The following is an 18,483-nucleotide window of genomic DNA, read 5'->3' on the forward strand; positions in this document are numbered from 1 at the left end:
TTAACCAAGTAAATCACTTAAATTATCTTCATCGCCAACTTCAGATATATCAACATCAATATCTTCGCTATCTCCAAATAAATCACTTAAATCATCTTCATCATCAACTTCAATAATATTACCAGATGGATCACTTAAAATTTCTTTAAGTAACAAATTATCAAAAGTAATATTATTTTTAGAAATAATTTCAAAAATCTGGTCTTCTGTTAATTGATATTTTTCCTTTTTATTATAAATAGCCAATATTACTATCAATGGACGAATTTGATTTTCTATCAAATCTACGTGTTCTCCTCCTTTTCTGACTATCAATTCATCCAGTAGTTTATATCCTTCTGATCTTTTCTTCATTTGTTCTATTTTTGATTTAGAACGCACTAAACAACCACGAGTTAAATCGAAAGTATGATAGTCATTTAACCTTCTTAAACAAGCATTTAATGTAAATTGAGAATCTTGGATAACTGCTACCCCAATTTTTACTTCTTTACCATTTTCATTACCGATGATTTTGAAGTTTATAAAATTCTTATTATGTGATTTAGGCTTGATATCATTTGTGATTTCTTCAATACTTACGCCTTCTAATGTTTGTCCTTTTAAAGTATTAAATCCAAAATAAAGAGCGTCAGCTATTCGAGAACCATCTTCTATATATTCTTCAAATTTTACGTCACTTTCCCTTGTAAATGCGATTTCAAACCTTTCAAATGGATCGGAAGGAAGTGGATCTTCTTCAATCTTAAAATTATCTGCACACCATCGTAAAGCCTCCCGAACTGTTGGTTTATTCTTACCATATTCTCTCAATTTACCTTCTTCAAATGGATACAGTGGATGAGGAGGAATTAAGTTTTTTGAACTATAATATTCCTGTAACCAAATAGTTGCTAATTGCACCATAGCATCAGCATTAAGAGGTTTTAGTTCTATAGGTTTGACTTGTGTATATTTTGAAAGCCTGTCTACTTTACCATCGTGTTGTTGATTAATAACATCTTTCCAGGTTTCTGATTTCATGACTGTGAGAATAACCACACCTTGACCAAGTTCTGAATTTTCCAAAGTATCATGGAGACGTTTTACAAGATCAGCAATTACTAATGGTGTTGTCAAACCATCCTCGTTACAATTATTTTCAATATCTATTTCATCAAAACAAATAATAACTGGATTATAGGAACTAACAATATTTAAAATTTGCTGAATTTTATTGAGTGCTTCTGCTTCTCTATCTTGATTAGTTTTAGAAAGATTAGGTAATCCTAAATCATTAGCATTTGATTGAGCTAATTCTTCACCAGATAACCATAATTTTGCAAAGGAAACTTGAATTTGTGAAAGTGTCCATAAAATAGCTCTAACAATATAAGGATCTGTACTAGGTTTATTTTTAATTACCTTGTTTTGCAAAACATCTATAAGATTGCTATTTCTAGCTAATCTCTTTTTATAAGTAGAGTCAAATTTTTTGACTAAATCTGCTGGAGATGGAGTATTTTTTTCTCCTTCACTAACCATAGCTGCGGCTACTTCTTGCCATTGCATCACTTCTTGACTTCCAGTTTTACTCAAACTGTCTGCTAAAGTTTGCTGTAATTGATACTTAACTAAATTTAAGTCTGTATAGTTATTAACACCTGAATAAACAAATAAAGCACCTCCTCTTTTTTCTAGTTCATGACGAATACGACTCAAAAGATGGGTTTTACCAACTCCCACAGGTGATGTGATGACTATTGAAGTCACTTTATCTTGATTGGATTTACTTTTGCGAACAAATTCAATTGCTTCAAAAACCTTGTTAGAAGCATGAGCATTTAAGGTTTGTACATCGGGAAATCCTTTTCCCCAAATATTCTGTTGTTGAGTAATTCCAGCATTAGTAAATGGATTATGACTATTGATGGCATTATTTACCGCTTCTATAGCGGAAACAGGGGTATTCGTCATGGTAATTTCTCAAGTGTAAGGAACGGAAAAGTTTAATGAAATAGTTGTCAAATAATGTGATTAAATCAATCGTTTAGCGTAAGAACGTAGTTGTGTACCAGGAATGGAAATTGAATCCTCTCTTTTGTCACTGGTAAAATCAGGTACTTCTCCTGTCATCAGTTGCAAAATATCATCCGCTTGCATTTCTACTAACCATGTATTAAATTTTTCACGGCTAACTCGTTTACCTATTTCTCTTCTAATGCGATAAATAGGTACTAAATCATCTAAATTGTAATCCTCGTTCAACTTATCATAAACATCCAACGCCACAGTTTTAAACTCCTCATAGGAACTAATAACCTCAACTTTAACCCCATTATCTGACACAACAGACGCAGGTACAACAACATCAACCTGACGGAACAATCGCAACAAAGAATTACCTACCCAAGCGCCAAGATTACTATTAAACTCAAACTCATCATTCCGTAAAGCAGCTTTTAATAAATTTAAACCTGTTGAAGAAGTGAGAGTATAAGTAATAGCCGATCCTTTTTTAGAAACAGTAATTGCGCCCTGATTCGTCAAATCATCTAAAATACCTTGATAATCAGTCATTTTCTGACCTTTAGGCACTATACGCTTACCTAACTTACCCCTAGCAACCTTTTCCTCACATCCCCCCAAATCCCACAACGCCAAGAGTAAACGAGTTTTAGCGTAACTTTCCTGTAAATCGTTAGTCTTTGAACTCATGGTAATGTGTGTTAAATAACTACTACTATTATAATATTGTAACTTTGATGTCACCACAATCAGAAAATTTATTGTATTTTTTTTTAAAATTGCTGATAAAATTCTCAAAATATCTATACAAAAATCAACAGAAAATTTACGTAACTTATCAAAAAATAGCAACTGGTTAAGTTTACGTAAGCAAAAACTAAAATTACTCTCCAGCCATGGAAGGGGCTAGGGGCGTTAGGTTTTCAATTCTCTACATAAAAAAATTCTCTACATAAAAATAATAATTGAAAACCAGAGATAACCTTAAGGGAATAGGGGATTTTGTCGTTGATAAATCATTTATAACTGCTATATTCACAGCATATTTTATGTCAATGCGGCACAAACACAAAATCATAAAACCCTTGTAGCACGGGCATCCTGCCTGTTAACCTTGTACCTCATAACGAGTGGAAACTACTGTAATATTTTATCCATAATATGTTATCATTCTATTTGATCATTAAATAATCATTAATTCTATGTTTTTTAGTGTTGTTATTCCCACTTATAATCGTTTACCAATTTTACAAAAGTGTCTCCAGGCTTTAGAATCACAAACTTTTACTGGTGATTATGAAATTATTTTAGTAGATGATGGTTCTACCGATGGTACAATTGATTGGTTACAACAAAATCAACAGAACTTTAATCATGTTAAATATTTTGTCCAAAATCATGGAGGTCCAGCGATCGCTCGCAATTTAGGCGTAGAAAAAGCCCAAGGTGATATAATCATTTTTATAGATAGTGATCTAGTAGTATTGTCTGATTTTCTCCAATCTCATTATCAGGCTTTAATTACTGGAAAACAAAAACTAAAAAGTGATAAATTCTTTACCTATGGTGCAGTAATTAACACTGCCAACTTTGAAAACCCCACATCTGAACCCTACAAAATAACTGACTTTTCCGCCGCATTTTTCGCCACTGGTAACGTCGCAATTCCTAAACATTGGTTAGAAACCGCAGGTTTATTTGATATCAATTTTCAACTTTATGGTTGGGAAGATTTAGAATTAGGAGTAAGACTAAAAAAACTTGGTTTACAATTAATTAAATGTCCCCAAGCAGTAGGTTATCATTGGCATCCTGCCTTTAATTTAGCACAAATTCCTAAACTAATAGACCAAGAAATTCAACGCGGTAAAATGGGAGTTTTGTTTTACCAAAAACATCCCACTTGGGAAGTAAAAATGATGATTCAAATGACATTCTTTCATCGTTTATTGTGGGGTATATTATCTTTAAATGGAATGTTAAATGAAAAAACAATGGCAGGTTTTTTGCAATGGTTAATAGACTCAGGAAAACCACAATTAGCCTTAGAAATTGCCAGAATTTTCTTAAATTGGTATAATGTTAATGCGGTTTATGCAGCTTATCAACAAAAGTAGAGAACAAATAGAAAAATACAGGAGGTTGTAATTCTAAAAACCGAGAAAATTCAAGAAAACAATCTCTATAAATGATAAATGTGATTTTTATGCTTGGGCTGAAGCACATATTAATCTATTATTAATCTATTATTAATCTATTATTAAATCTAATGATGACTTCATGGCATAATATCAATCATCAATCACGAATTCTTCTAACCTCTTAAATAAATCTTCTGTTAAATTACTTACCCCCTGTCTTAAAACCTGTTTATCCCCTTGACAACTTTGCCATCTTTCAGTTACAGAAATAGCTGTTCCGATAGTAATTTTTGCTTGTTTATAACCTAAATTTGGCCTTCCCTTAGAACTAGAATCTTTAATTCTTGATACCATATCAAACATCAATAATAGCGTTTCTGCAAATCTATCTGCTGTAGGGTTTTCTAAAATATAATTAGCTGTAACTGCGACAAAACTTTCTGCTATTCTCATGTGGTTCATTTTTAAAGATGCTTCGGCTGCTACCCAGTCAGCAAGCCCTTTTTGCAAAGGAGATAAATTATCAATATTAGTAATATCATCTCGATAAATATAATTCCAACCAGCTTCTTCTAGTTTTCTACATCTATCAATAAAATTACCCTGACATGGAACATTAAAATACTGTTCACATACGTTTAAAGCTGTATCCATTAACCTGTGTAATTTAATTATTAAAATCTCATTTTCATAGGTTTCTACTATCTCAATAACAGGAAATTTTTGATGATAAAACTTTTGATAGAAACCCTCCATTTCCGAGATTAAATAATTTGCTAAACGCAATATTCTCACATAAAGATGTTTCTCTCTTTCTTGATATTCGTAATTATCAGAACTAACAAATATTCCTAAACCACTATCAATTTCTAACCTACTTAATAACTGATTGATTTTTTGCCAAGGTGGATTAATATAACTATATTTAATACCCACTGGAATAATAAATACTTCTTCTTGTCTATGATTTTTTTCTATATCTTCTACACACCAAAAACCCAATTGAGATACTCCTGGTTCTAACGGACTGACTATACCACTATGTCCATTTGTACCACCTTCTGGCGCAACAGCGATCGGCATTTTCCCATTCATAAACAATTCTCTAGCGATTTGAATAGCATTTCTATCCGCCCTTTTCCCTCTACGAATGGGTATCCCTCCTGCACAAGAAAATAACCATCCTAACCAATCTCCAGCCCATATTGTCATACCACGTTCATACATAAAATGAGTATAAAGTGGATATTTTAAAGCAATTTGTTTTTCACGTGCTACCCTGGGAATAATACGAGATAGCAAATATAACATAGTTAACGGATCTTCCACTTCAGGATGACGAAAAGCTATTAAAAAACGCACCTTACCCTGTTGAAATTCCTGATATAATTTGGCTAAAATTTCTGCATTTTCCGCTTCTATCTGGGTAATGCCCGCAGGTAACCAAGGTTTAATTCTAAATCGGAGAATCAACGGTAGCATCCAAGATATAATTTGTACAACCCAAAGGTTAAATTTTTGGGGAATGAATTTTAAAGCTGGTTGGGTATTATATATAAATTTAGGCATTGAAGCGAGTTTTTCTCCGAGTATTATTGTGGATAAAGGTTTTATTAGTTTTATTAGTTTTATTAGTTTTATTAGTTTTATGGCGTTAGTGATTATGTCCCAGGTAAAAAATCTAACGCAGCTAAACGCAGCCAAACGCAGATTTTCTTGTAAGGTTTTAAATGCCACATCGGATAAGTGTTAATTTATTAGGTATGTCAGGTGTGTCAGATATGATAAATCTGTTGATTGATAGAATTTATAGAGTCTGACGTGGTTGGTGAGTTTGCCGAACCACACCCTACTTATCTTTTAATGCATTAAAATATTATTCCTATATCATCTATCATAATATGAATAAATCATCAGATCGACGAAAATTTGCCCCAGCAACTCAACGTAACCGTGAACCTATCTTAGAGATACTTTTACAGGTTTTACCAAAAAAAGGTACAGTTTTAGAAGTGGCTAGTGGTACTGGTGAACATGGTATATTTTTTTCTTACCATTTAGCACCGCGTATATGGCTACCTTCTGATCCTAACCCAGAAATGCGTGCTAGTATTACCGCTTGGCAGGAGTTTTTACCCTGTGATTATATTCTCCCACCTTTGGATTTAGATGCCAGTGCAGAATTTTGGCCGGTGGAAAGAGATTTTATACTAGAATCGCCTATTACTGCTATTGTCAATATTAACATGATTCATATTTCTCCTTGGTCCGCTTGTTTGGGACTTATGGCTGGTGCGGGACGAATTTTGACCTCTGGTGGTATTTTATATTTATATGGTCCCTATAAACAAAATGGTGACCATACTGCACCCAGTAATGCTAGTTTTGATGAATATTTGCAGTCTCACAATTCTGCCTGGGGAGTGCGTAATTTGCAAGATGTTATTGCAGCAGCAGCAGCAAATAATTTAAAGTTAGAACAGGTTTACTCTATGCCTGCTAATAATTTATCAGTGGTTTTTTCTCATCTTTAATAATTTTCATTCAATAGTTTTTACTTAATAATGAACAACCAGATCCCCGACTTTTTCAAAAAGTCGGGGATCTTCAACGTCTGGATTTACGTTATATTATCTATCATCTTATCATCTTAGGCATTTTTTAGTCCTCTCATTATCCACATCCCCTGATAAGCTAATGTGCAGCACTCACTGTATAATTAAAAAACCTAAAGTTACAGTAGCACAAGCATCTTGCTTGTACTAATTATTCAAGTTAAAAGCACAACAGCTTATGACTTATAAACGTCTTCCAGAAACCACTGCTTATGTGAAAATCACCAGTCAATCTTGGGAATTTGGCTTTTTTGAAGGTGAAGTCACCGCAGGTAGCTATAATTGGCATTTTAAATGGCATTTCCGCCAAAGTAAATTAGTGGTTAAACCCTCTCAAGGTCGTGCTTTAATTAAAGAACCTTTGGGGCGTTTTTTGGAACAAAGGGATTATCAATTAGAGCCTGGAGGAGACTATAATTTTACTATTCGGGCAGAATTGTAACGTGCAGATCAAGGAGTCAGAATATCAAGAATTAAAAAATAAGAATTTTCAATGTTGAATTTTTATTAGGATCCTTAGGATCGTTTTCCTTTATTGCTGTCACCTATTAAGCTGTTGTGCCTTTAACTTGAATAATTAATACAAGCAAGATGCTTGTGCTACTGTAACTTCAGGTTTTTTATTTATACAGTGAGTGCTGCACATTAGCTTACCTGTAATTTCAATTTCAAATATCTTTCAATTAATAATATAGCTACTATGTCATCAATAGGCCTAGGAGGTTGTCTCATTCCTTGAGGTATGAGTTTTTTTATTCCTTGGGGTGGATACATTTGCCAATAGCGATCGCGTGCTTCTAATGTGCTATTTCTTTCATCTACCAATACAATTTTCATGGCTTTATTCAATTCTTGATCCAGTTTTTTTCGCCATTTTTTTGATGTGGTTTGATCTCCCATTACTAATAAGTCAACACCAAATTTTTCACACCATTTATCAATACTTACTATTGCTTCCTCTGCTAACACCACTTGATGATCATATAATGTCTGATCTGTTCCCATTACCGCTAAACCACATTTATCTTTACCAGGATCAAATCCTAAAATTATCATTTCTGTATTTTTCATCTTTGTTAGTTAATTTTTCTGTTAATCTTCAAAATCTTCAATTATCAACTATTCATTAATCTTACGTACTTAAAATAACTTCTCCCCTGACAATAGCTAATAATTTAACTTTCAATGGACCAACTGTATAAGTATCTTCTGCCGCAACCGCTTTAATTTCTACTTCTTCTTTTATCTCCTGTAATTCTGTCACAAATTTAACAAAATTTCCATCTATTTGTACTGTTTCAACAATACGAGCATTTCGAGCGCGAAATTCAGAAGCAGAGATTAAGTAATCCAATTTTTGACCTAATTCCTCTAATGTCATATTTTTTAAATCTGCTATGGTTGTGGCTACTATTTGCCCAGAATAAAATACCAATTGATTTTTAGCTACATCACTAAAAAATTCTATTTGTTTTTCGCCTCTTACATAATTACCAGCAGAAAATATCCTCACTACATATTCTTTGCCATCCTGAATTTGTTTAGTTAATTGTTCCACTTTATCTTTAGTTATTCTTAATATTACGTCATTCCTAGGATTTGTTCCAGGTTCAGTTAATTGAATATTAGCATTGCGATTGGCATTTTGTAAAATTTGTACAACTACTTGTTGGGCAATTTCTGGTTTATTCACTTTAGTTACAGTAGAACTAATCACTTGATTTCTCACTAAACCTAATTTACCTAATCTTAAATCACGATACGATTGATAATATTTTTCTAATCTTGCTACTTCCTTTTCTAAAAAACTTTGTTGTTTTTCTAATTCTTTTAACCGAGATTCTCTCGTAGCAATAATTTCTTCCCTTTGTTTAATTTCTAAGTTACGATTCTGAATTAATTGATCTAATTTGGTAATTTTGCGATCGCGTTTTTCAATTGCTGTTTTTGCTTCATTAATTGCTACTTGTGCTTCTTTATATAATTTCTCTCTTTCAGCTTTTAATTCTGTTACTACTCGTTGTAATGTCTCTCTTTGATTATATAAACTTTGTAACTCATTCCTTGCTCTTTGATATTGAAATACTGTATCACCTAACTTTTTTTGGCTATCATTGAGTTGAGATTGAGTCTTAGCTTGTTGTGTTAAAGTCTTATTTAATCTGGCTTGGGTCGCTTTTTGTCTAGCATTAGCAGCTTTTAACGACTGATTTATGTCTTTTAATTCCTCCTTAGCTTTATTTTGTTCTAACCTCGCATTATTTAATGCCTTCTCTACTTGACTCTTTTGAGTTTCTGTAATTTTTAACTGTTCCCTTTTATCTCTTAAATCTTTTTGGATATCTTCTAGCTCAAACACACCCTTACGTAAACCCTCATCTGCCGCAAATAAAATTGCTAAAGTAGATGCCGAAATTAAACCTCCTGTAAAAATTGTGACTATTACCGCCGTCTTTTTCGGACGCAAGTTAAAAAGTGAGAGGCGTGCCTTGCCAACCCGTGTGCCAATTCTGTCGCCCACGGTGGCAATAACACCTCCCAAAATTAAAATTGCTGCTATCAGAATATACCCAGTAGTCATTCAATAGGAACTTATGGGTTTAAGTAAACTGTTTGCTTAATGTAACAGGTTTATGCACAGTAATTTTCTTTTTGTGAATAGAAATCATTTTTTTCTCGCGGAGATCCCCTAGTAATCTAGTAACAGTAACACGAGTAGAACCAATAGCTTCAGCGATCGCCTGATGAGATAATTTTAAATCTATGGTAATCCCATCAGCACAAGGAACACCAAAATCTCGACACAGAATTAACAGAAAACTGATTAAACGGGAACCCATATCACGATGTGCTAGAGTTTCAATCATCATTTCTGTTTGTAAAATTCGTGAAGATAACCCCCGCAACATTAACATTGATAATTCTGGATTTTCTTTTAAAGCTTGTTCAACTTGTTCAATCGGCGATGACAATAGCTCCACCGTTGTAAAAGCCACCGCATGGTAAAATCGATCTGACTTATTGCCCGTCAATAAAGACAAGACGCCAAACACACTATTTTCCCGCAGCAATGCCACCGTTATTTCTTCTCCTGCTTCATACACCCTGGAAAGTTTTACCGCACCCGTGAGAAGAAAATAAACTCTTTCAGCCGGATCACCAGGAAAAAAGATCGTCTTATTGCGTTCAAACGTCTCCACAACTGGAGGAAACGCCCCAGTTGCCATTTGCCGAAACACATTTGCCAGGGCTTTATCTTGTGTCACAATCATCTCCCTTCCCCTACCCAATGCCAAAGAACAGAACTAATTACCTAAGAATACACCTGAAAAATCAATAAATCACCGTCAAGGTTTCTCAATATTTCTGTTTTTTCCGATACTCAAAGCCTTAATTTCTGATTCTTCCTGTATTTATGATACATCATTATTGTACAATTGATCTAGTAATTTTTGATAAGTGGTTTCACTAATTGTCCTCCCTAATTTTTTCTCTGTTCATCTGCTATGTTTTGACAATTATTGAGAATATTTATAATGATTCTGACCCATTTTATGCTATTTGATATCAATTTTTCCCACCTTGCCCAAAATCATTTATCCAATCACAGGCTAACAGGTGTCAGATTCTAGTAAGCTGCTAATGATCTAGATCACTGTCGTCCATCATTGAGAATTTTTATGTTGAATCTCGCTGGAAAAAATGCCTTAGTTACAGGTATTGCTAATAACCGTTCTATTGCTTGGGGAATAGCCCAACAACTCCATAAAGCAGGTGCTAATTTGGGCATTACCTACTTACCCGATGACAAAGGAAAATTTGAAAAAAAAGTTTCAGAATTAGTAGAACCCTTACAGCCAAGCCTTTTCCTGCCTTGTAATGTGGAGAATGATCAACAAATTCAGGACACTTTTCAAACTGTCCAGGAAAAATGGGGTAGATTAGATATTTTAATCCATTGTTTAGCCTTTGCAAATCGAGATGATTTAACAGGCAACTTTAGCCAAACCTCCCGTGCTGGTTTTCAAAAGGCTTTGGAAGTTAGCACTTATTCTATGATTCAGTTAAGCGGATCCGCAAAACCTTTAATGACAGAAGGTGGAAGTATTATTACGCTCTCATATTTAGGAGCAGTGCGGGCAATTCCTAATTATAATGTTATGGGTATAGCTAAAGCAGGATTAGAAGCAAGTGTACGTTATTTGGCAGCCGAAATGGGTCCTCAAAACATTCGGGTTAATGGTATTTCTGCAGGACCAATTCGCACCTTAGCATCATCCGCGGTGGGGGGAATATTAGACATGATTCATCATGTGGAAGAAGTAGCACCTTTACGTCGTACCGTTACCCAATTAGAAGTAGGTAATACTGCGGCATTTCTATGTAGCGACTTATCCTCTGGAATTACAGGACAAATTATCTATGTAGATGCAGGATATGAAATGATGGGAATGTAATTTTTAGGAGATCGAGGAGTCAGAAGGGTGCAGAGAGCGAAGTTGGGAATTAGTAAAATTAGTCGCTTTTAACCGACTTGAGCTTTTAGACAAGGAATTTATTCCCAGGTTTATATTCAGAAGTCAGAATAAACAATTTTTTCCTCTGCACCCTGCACCCCGCACTGTGTTATCCAGGAGATTAATAAATGACAAATCAACGTATTGCTACAGTTAGCCGTACCACAGGAGAAACCAATGTACAAGTAACAATAAATTTGGATGGTACTGGTACTTGTAAATCTAATACAGGCATACCTTTCTTAGATCATATGATTCATCAAATTGCCTCCCATGGACTCTTTGACTTGGATATTCAAGCTAAAGGAGATTGGGAAATAGATGATCATCACACCAATGAAGATGTAGGTATTACATTAGGACAAGCATTACATCAAGCATTAAGTAATAAAAAGGGTATTGTCCGCTTTGGCCATTTTATCGCACCATTAGATGAATCCTTAGTACAAGTGGCTTTAGACTTTTCAGGAAGACCACATTTGAGTTATGGTTTAAAAATTCCTGGTCAAAGAGTGGGAAATTATGATACTGAATTAGTCAGGGAATTTTTTGTCGCTATAGTTAATCATAGTCAGATGACCCTGCATATTCGCCAATTGGATGGTATCAACTCCCATCATATTATTGAAGCAACATTCAAAGCGTTTGCAAGAGCCATGAGAATGGCTATAGAGATAGATCCCCGACGAGGGGAAATTATTCCCAGTTCTAAGGGAGTTCTGTAAAGTGTAGGGGAGCAGAGGAAGAAGTTATTTATTCTCACTCCTGTACAGGCGAACGGCCGTTCGCCACCTCCTGATTCTAATTTTAACGATTTATAATTTTTATAATTATTTCAAGCCATGAATTGTGTTGTTAATAACTCTGATCATTCAAAAAATCCCCCAACTAATCAACCGGTAGTATTAACTTCTGAATTACAAAAAGTTTATCGTACCGGATTTTGGTTAAATCAAAAAATTGTCTCTTTACAAAACTGTTCTTTACAGGTTTATGCAGGAGAAACTTTTGGTTTATTAGGCCCAAATGGTGCAGGAAAAACTACTTTATTAAAATTATTGTTAGGGATTATTCGCCCTACGGCTGGTAGAGGTTTATTATTAGGAAAACCTTTAGGCGATCGCTCCGTTAAACAACGTATTGGTTATTTACCAGAAAATCCCTATTTATACGAGTATCTCACAGGTTGGGAATTTTTAGAAATGGCCGCAGGTTTATTTCAAATTCCTGCTAATATCCAACGTCAACGTATTCCCCAACTCCTAGAATTAGTAGGTTTATCTCAAACTGATGCCAGAAAAAAATCTATGGGGCGTTATTCTAAGGGTATGCTTCAGCGAGTGGGTATGGCACAGGCGTTAATTAATAATCCTGACTTAGTTTTTTTAGATGAACCTATGTCTGGACTTGATCCTCTGGGACGTTATCAAATGCGGGAAATTATTTTATCTCTAAAAGCATCGGGAAAAACCATCTTTTTTAATAGTCATATATTAAGTGAAGTAGAACAAATTTGCGATCGCGTCGCTATTCTGGCTAAAGGTAATTTAATTTGTTCTGGTTCACTAGATCAATTATTAGGAACAGAAACAACATATCATATTAAAGGTCAAGGAGGAGATATAGAAGTTCTCAAAAAATGGATTAATAATTTACAATACGAACCTAACGGATCTTGGCGAGGTCTTCTTCAAGAAGATTACTATGATTTCATTGCTAGTTTGCGGTTAATGGGAGGTAAAATTATCACTATGAACTTATCACGTCAATCATTAGAAGAGTTTTTCATTCAACAAATTCAAACCCAAAATCATCCTTTAAACTAATTGATTTATGCGGCCATAATTTGCCATTTCTATGAAGGCTTTCCTGTGACACTTTAATAAGCCAGGACTTACGCAACTGGCACATTGGTAGGGTATGGTTCGACAAGCTCACCAACCACGTCAGACTACAGCAGTTTCCGTTATTATGAGGTACAGATGTTAATGATAAAACCCTTGTAACACAGGCATACTTCGACAAGCTCAGTACAAGTCTTGCCGTGTTCACGGTGTACCTCATGTAGATGGAATGTGCTGTAAATCATGTAAATAACTAAATTGTTCATATCTGACGCACCCTACAACAGATTTTTTAGTGTGACACTTGCGTAAGTCCTATAAGCTAATAAACAAGGATATGTAATAGTATCCGCTTTTATTAACTTTTTGCTTTCTGTTACGCTAAGATGCTAACAATCAGTCCTAAGATTCAGATCATTTTCTTGGCTGGATGCGCGGATGGGGGGGTGTAAAAATTTCCCGTGAACAAAAAATGTCTGGAATCTTGTCTACATCAGCTTTTGATGGATTTTATCAAAGTTACCCACCCGCGCACCTTACACTGTAACCTTTTCAGTCATTTTCCCTCTTGACATAATTCCTGAAATCAACTATGATTATTACATTCGCGCAACCGAACCTTGAAAACTAAATATACCAAGGCTTTCAGAACCCCGCAGTTAAAACGCGCCTTAATCCCTATTAGGGATTGAAACTCAGTTTCCTTCCACTTCCTTCAAAGAATATCGGATAAGTGGTTAAAACGCGCCTTAATCCCTATTAGGGATTGAAACTTCACTTCTACCTCCGCTTTGTACGTCTTGATATAGTTAAAACGCGCCTTAATCCCTATTAGGGATTGAAACAAACTCCAGATGATTACTGGAGAGGTTTGGAATAAATGTTAAAACGCGCCTTAATCCCTATTAGGGATTGAAACCTCTATAAATTCCTCAAAAAACTCCTCAAATCCATCAGTTAAAACGCGCCTTAATCCCTATTAGGGATTGAAACTTCATAATATTTCCTTATATTACATTAAAAGGTGTTAAAACGCGCCTTAATCCCTATTAGGGATTGAAACCTGGAAAGAGAATATTTCTGGTGTTGTCCCTGATGGTTAAAACGCGCCTTAATCCCTATTAGGGATTGAAACAAACTTGGTATCCTCAAAATTGTAAGGCATAGATTTGTTAAAACGCGCCTTAATCCCTATTAGGGATTGAAACTGTACAATAGCTCCATTACCATTGACCTTTTCCTTACGGAGTTAAAACGCGCCTTAATCCCTATTAGGGATTGAAACTACTCAGGCAAACTTTGATGGATATCAGAGTGCCATAAGTTAAAACGCGCCTTAATCCCTATTAGGGATTGAAACAAATAAGAATGCCACTCTTGCCACCGCGTCAGCGCGCTGGCGGTTAAAACGCGCCTTAATCCCTATTAGGGATTGAAACGTGATTTTTACTATTGCTTTCCTTAAAGGATCATGTTAAAACGCGCCTTAATCCCTATTAGGGATTGAAACAAGGTGCGGGTAAAACCTACACATCAGCCGCAGTAGTTAAAACGCGCCTTAATCCCTATTAGGGATTGAAACTTCCCTCCCTGGCCACCATATAACCGCAATCTCGTTAAAACGCGCCTTAATCCCTATTAGGGATTGAAACATAACTAGCTAATGTATTTAAGACAAGCCAGGCATGGTTAAAACGCGCCTTAATCCCTATTAGGGATTGAAACTAAGGAGTTTCTTTGGTGAAGACTGGGACGGAAGTTAAAACGCGCCTTAATCCCTATTAGGGATTGAAACTTTTGTCTTGTGGACTGCTATAAACTACACCATGTTAAAACGCGCCTTAATCCCTATTAGGGATTGAAACTGCGCACTTCAAATTTCTCTAAATTTCCTGCGAAGCTGTTAAAACGCGCCTTAATCCCTATTAGGGATTGAAACAATGAAGGTGTTTGATAAGTATTTAGAATTTGAAGTTAAAACGCGCCTTAATCCCTATTAGGGATTGAAACATCTTGTAGCTATAGAACCAATCAATCAAAGATTAGTTAAAACGCGCCTTAATCCCTATTAGGGATTGAAACAGTGGCCGCCTTCACCTTTGACTTTACCCCACCAAAGTTAAAACGCGCCTTAATCCCTATTAGGGATTGAAACTATCTTCTAACTTCCAATTGTAAAAATCAGGAATTTTTCGTTAAAACGCGCCTTAATCCCTATTAGGGATTGAAACGAGGTAGAATCGGTTGTAACAGAAGAAGAGGCTCAAGATGTGTTAAAACGCGCCTTAATCCCTATTAGGGATTGAAACAATAGCCCCAACAATTGAAGGTACTTACACAGAAGTTAAAACGCGCCTTAATCCCTATTAGGGATTGAAACGTGATATAGCCGCAATCTCTAACGATCTTAGCTAGGGGATTGGTTAAAACGCGCCTTAATCCCTATTAGGGATTGAAACCTGATTCTGATTGTGGTGGTGTTGGTTCTGGTTTAGTTTCAGGTTAAAACGCGCCTTAATCCCTATTAGGGATTGAAACTTTTTGTTAATAGCTAAATCCTTAGAGTCGGAGGCGTTAAAACGCGCCTTAATCCCTATTAGGGATTGAAACATAGGATTGGACTGAGAGTAAAAAGTATTCCAGACTTGTTAAAACGCGCCTTAATCCCTATTAGGGATTGAAACCGATCCTGTATCCACCACTTTGTGTTTTTTCTAGCCGTTAAAACGCGCCTTAATCCCTATTAGGGATTGAAACATCGTAACGAATTACAAACTGAGTTTCTGAATATGTTAAAACGCGCCTTAATACCTAATAGGGATTGAAACTGTATCGTCCTGATAAATGAAAAATGATGAGAAAATAAGATTGTTGAGCTATTTGTATATACTTTTAGATATTATGAATATGCTCACAGTTATGAAATTTACTAATTTAATTAGGAAATGAAATTATGGTAAAAGTTAGTAGCAGTATTGAAGTGCAGAGTGCAGAGTACAAAGTAAAAATTCTATCTCCTGACTTCTTGATATCCTGACTCCCACTATAAAATGTTTAATCAACAGCCTCAATATTTTCCCATTCACATCTTCAGGTAAATATGCTTAATAAAGATTTAAGAAAATTTCTCACTCATTCAAGTATAGCTATGGTTGTATTAACTAGCGTTAATACCATGTTACCCTCTATAAGTTTAGCCCAAACACAAACAAATATATCCAGTAACATACTCACTACAGACTACCTACTAGGAGGAGGAGACCTTATTCGTGTCAATGTATTTGAAGTTCCCGAATATACAGGAGAATATCAAATTCCTCCTGGTGGTTCAATTAACCTGCCATTAATAGGTAGCGTACCCATTTCCGGCTTAACCACTGAACAAGCAGCAGATACCATTGCTAAAAGATATTCTCGATTTCTCAAACGTCCCCTTATTTCTGTCAACCTCTTATCACCTCGTCCTATAAACGTATTAGTAGCAGGAGAAGTCACTAGACCAGGTGCTTATACCCTCAGTTTACAAGGTGGGGCCGGTAATAGTCCAGGGGTGCAATATCCCACAGTCATGGCCGCCTTAACCATTGCCCAGGGAGTGACTTTAGCCGCAGACGTGACTAAAGTAGAATTAAGACGTAAAGTAGGACGTTCAGGGGAACAAACAGTGAGTGTAGACCTAAAGACACTGACTCAAACTGGTAGAATTAGTCAAGATATTACTTTAAGAGATGGTGATACTATATTTGTTCCCACAGCAGCGAGTCTCAATATAGCTGAAGCAAGAAACTTATTTTCAGCTAACTTTGCAGCGAGTCAATCAGCGCCGCGTACAGTCGTAGTTATTGGTGAAGTTAATCGCCCTGGTTCTTATTTAGTCACCGCGGGAGCTACAGGAGGTGGAGATGGAGGTGCGAGTGGTAGTGGACTGCCAACAGTAATGCGGAGTTTGCAATTAGCTGGAGGTATTACATCTCAAGCTGATGTGCGGAATATTAAATTACGTCGTCCCACCAGAACTGGTACAGAACAGAGTATAGACATCAACCTGTGGGAATTATTAAAAACAGGTGATATTAATCAGGATATTATTGTTCAAGATGGTGATACCATTGTTATCCCTACTGCTACAGGTATCTCAGCCTCTGAGGCTACCCAATTAGCTACCACTACTTTATCGCCTACAAGTATTGAAGTTGGTGTGGTTGGTGAAGTAAAAAGAGCAGGTCCAGTCAAATTACAACCTAACAGTTCTTTAAACCAGGCCTTACTTGCTGCTGGAGGCTTTAATGACAGTCGTGCTAGTAGAGGACAAGTAGAATTAGTTCGTCTCAATGCCAATGGTACTATTACCAAACGTGCTATTAAAGTAGATTTATCTAAAGGCATTAATGAAGAAACTAATCCAATCATGAAAAATAATGATGTGATTATAGTCGATCGCAATAGTCTAACTAAAACCGGAGATACCGCAACCTCTATATCTGGTCCTTTAGGGACAATCTTAGGTATTATCAGATTATTCGTTGGCTTTTAGGTAATTAAAAATACGTTAAAATAGGGAGAATAATCTCCCTAAATTAATATCAGATTATTCGTTGGCTTTTAGGTAATTAAAAATACTTGTAACTGGATCCCCAAATTCTTGAGAAATTTGGGGATATATTGACAAATTATCCCTAATTATTTTATTATTTCTTTAGTATTTTCTATAACGGTTGTTCGATATAAAAAACTAGTTATGTTTAAAAATGACTAATTACGCCAAAATATGCCAAAAATTGTTGATCATGAACAATATTGTCAAGAGTTAATTAGTAAGTGTTTTGATTTATTTGCTGCCAAGGGATATGCTGCTATTACCATGCGGCAAATTGCCCAAGGTTTAGAGGTTTCTACGGGAACATTGTATCATTATTTTCCTTGTAAACAAGCATTATTTGTGAAATTAGTGGAACAAATTAGTGAAAGAGATGTTACAGCAGCCTTAGTAGAATTAGGAGGGAAAAATAATATAACAGAAGCGATGGATGCTTTAGCAGCGTACCTAATTAAGAATGAAAAATATTTAATTAAATGGACTTACGTTTGGGTAGACTTTTGTCAGCATCAAGATAGTAAAAACCTATTGAATGATACGACGGTTTTTAAACGTGCCAATAAAAGATATCAACAAGCAACTTGTGATTTTTTAGGAATTGAAGATGAAGAGGTAGCATCTTTTGTACTAAGTTTTGTGAATGGGTTAATTTTAGAAAAATTATGGGGAGATGAAACTATTGATTTTCGTAAACAATGCCAAATTTTAGGAAAAATGTTGACGTTATATATTAACAATCAAAAAATAAGTGAGGCGAAGTGA

The 18,483-nt window shown here is 35.4% G+C and carries 14 protein-coding genes and 1 CRISPR repeat array; of the genes, 8 read left to right on the forward strand and 6 right to left on the reverse strand.

What is annotated here, in order from left to right:
• Together H6F32_RS05890 and H6F32_RS05895 are read right to left on the reverse strand one after the other, a co-directional pair.
• Complete coding sequence (locus H6F32_RS05890; RefSeq protein WP_190368406.1) at positions 1-1,956, reverse strand: P-loop NTPase fold protein; 1,956 nt, start codon at positions 1,954-1,956, stop codon at positions 1-3.
• A gap of 60 nt (positions 1,957-2,016) precedes the next feature.
• Complete coding sequence (locus H6F32_RS05895; RefSeq protein WP_190368407.1) at positions 2,017-2,697, reverse strand: hypothetical protein; 681 nt, start codon at positions 2,695-2,697, stop codon at positions 2,017-2,019.
• 512 nt (positions 2,698-3,209) lie between these two features.
• Here H6F32_RS05895 and H6F32_RS05900 point away from each other — a divergent pair.
• Complete coding sequence (locus H6F32_RS05900) at positions 3,210-4,124, forward strand: glycosyltransferase family 2 protein (RefSeq protein ID WP_190368408.1); 915 nt, start codon at positions 3,210-3,212, stop codon at positions 4,122-4,124.
• Between the two features lie 174 nt (positions 4,125-4,298).
• Here H6F32_RS05900 and H6F32_RS05905 read toward each other — a convergent pair whose 3' ends face one another.
• Positions 4,299-5,717, reverse strand: coding sequence for a 1-acyl-sn-glycerol-3-phosphate acyltransferase (locus H6F32_RS05905; RefSeq protein ID WP_190368409.1), 1,419 nt, complete (start codon positions 5,715-5,717; stop codon positions 4,299-4,301).
• Positions 5,718-6,049: 332 nt separating this feature from the next.
• On the opposite strand from H6F32_RS05905, the gene H6F32_RS05910 reads away from it, so the two are divergent.
• A complete protein-coding gene (locus H6F32_RS05910; protein ID WP_190368410.1) occupies positions 6,050-6,682 on the forward strand; it encodes a DUF938 domain-containing protein in 633 nt (210 codons plus the stop codon).
• Positions 6,683-6,941: 259 nt separating this feature from the next.
• On the forward strand, positions 6,942-7,205 hold the full coding sequence (locus H6F32_RS05915) for a DUF3146 family protein (RefSeq protein WP_190368411.1): 264 nt from the start codon (positions 6,942-6,944) through the stop codon (positions 7,203-7,205).
• A 203-nt stretch (positions 7,206-7,408) separates the two neighbouring features.
• Here the strand turns inward: H6F32_RS05915 and H6F32_RS05920 are convergent, their stop codons facing one another.
• The 3 genes from H6F32_RS05920 to ntcA all read right to left on the reverse strand — a co-directional run bounded on the left by H6F32_RS05920 (position 7,409) and on the right by ntcA (position 10,035).
• A complete protein-coding gene (locus H6F32_RS05920) occupies positions 7,409-7,834 on the reverse strand; it encodes a pre-16S rRNA-processing nuclease YqgF (RefSeq protein WP_190368412.1) in 426 nt (141 codons plus the stop codon).
• 61 nt (positions 7,835-7,895) lie between these two features.
• A complete protein-coding gene (locus H6F32_RS05925) occupies positions 7,896-9,344 on the reverse strand; it encodes a DUF3084 domain-containing protein (protein WP_190368413.1) in 1,449 nt (482 codons plus the stop codon).
• A 19-nt stretch (positions 9,345-9,363) separates the two neighbouring features.
• A complete protein-coding gene (gene ntcA / locus H6F32_RS05930) occupies positions 9,364-10,035 on the reverse strand; it encodes a global nitrogen regulator NtcA (protein ID WP_190368414.1) in 672 nt (223 codons plus the stop codon).
• 408 nt (positions 10,036-10,443) lie between these two features.
• On the opposite strand from ntcA, the gene fabI reads away from it, so the two are divergent.
• The 5 genes from fabI (at position 10,444) to H6F32_RS05955 (ending at position 18,483) form a co-directional block, all read left to right on the forward strand.
• On the forward strand, positions 10,444-11,220 hold the full coding sequence (gene fabI / locus H6F32_RS05935) for an enoyl-ACP reductase FabI (RefSeq protein ID WP_190368415.1): 777 nt from the start codon (positions 10,444-10,446) through the stop codon (positions 11,218-11,220).
• A gap of 188 nt (positions 11,221-11,408) precedes the next feature.
• The gene (gene hisB, locus H6F32_RS05940) at positions 11,409-12,005 is read left to right on the forward strand and encodes an imidazoleglycerol-phosphate dehydratase HisB (RefSeq protein ID WP_190368416.1); all 597 of its coding nucleotides are present in this window, start codon (positions 11,409-11,411) and stop codon (positions 12,003-12,005) included.
• 117 nt (positions 12,006-12,122) lie between these two features.
• Entirely contained in the window at positions 12,123-13,106 is a 984-nt protein-coding gene (locus tag H6F32_RS05945; RefSeq protein ID WP_190368417.1) for an ABC transporter ATP-binding protein, read from the forward strand.
• A gap of 676 nt (positions 13,107-13,782) precedes the next feature.
• Positions 13,783-15,952: direct repeats of the CRISPR family, unit length 37 nt; unit sequence GTTAAAACGCGCCTTAATCCCTATTAGGGATTGAAAC.
• Between the two features lie 272 nt (positions 15,953-16,224).
• Positions 16,225-17,658 carry a polysaccharide biosynthesis/export family protein gene (locus H6F32_RS05950; RefSeq protein WP_190368418.1) on the forward strand — a complete coding sequence of 478 codons (1,434 nt, stop codon included), beginning with the start codon at positions 16,225-16,227 and terminating at the stop codon, positions 17,656-17,658.
• Positions 17,659-17,892: 234 nt separating this feature from the next.
• Positions 17,893-18,483 carry a TetR/AcrR family transcriptional regulator gene (locus H6F32_RS05955; RefSeq protein ID WP_190368419.1) on the forward strand — a complete coding sequence of 197 codons (591 nt, stop codon included), beginning with the start codon at positions 17,893-17,895 and terminating at the stop codon, positions 18,481-18,483.

It is taken from the genome of Anabaena sp. FACHB-1237 (assembly GCF_014696225.1).
Taxonomy (GTDB): Bacteria; Cyanobacteriota; Cyanobacteriia; order Cyanobacteriales; family Nostocaceae; genus FACHB-1237.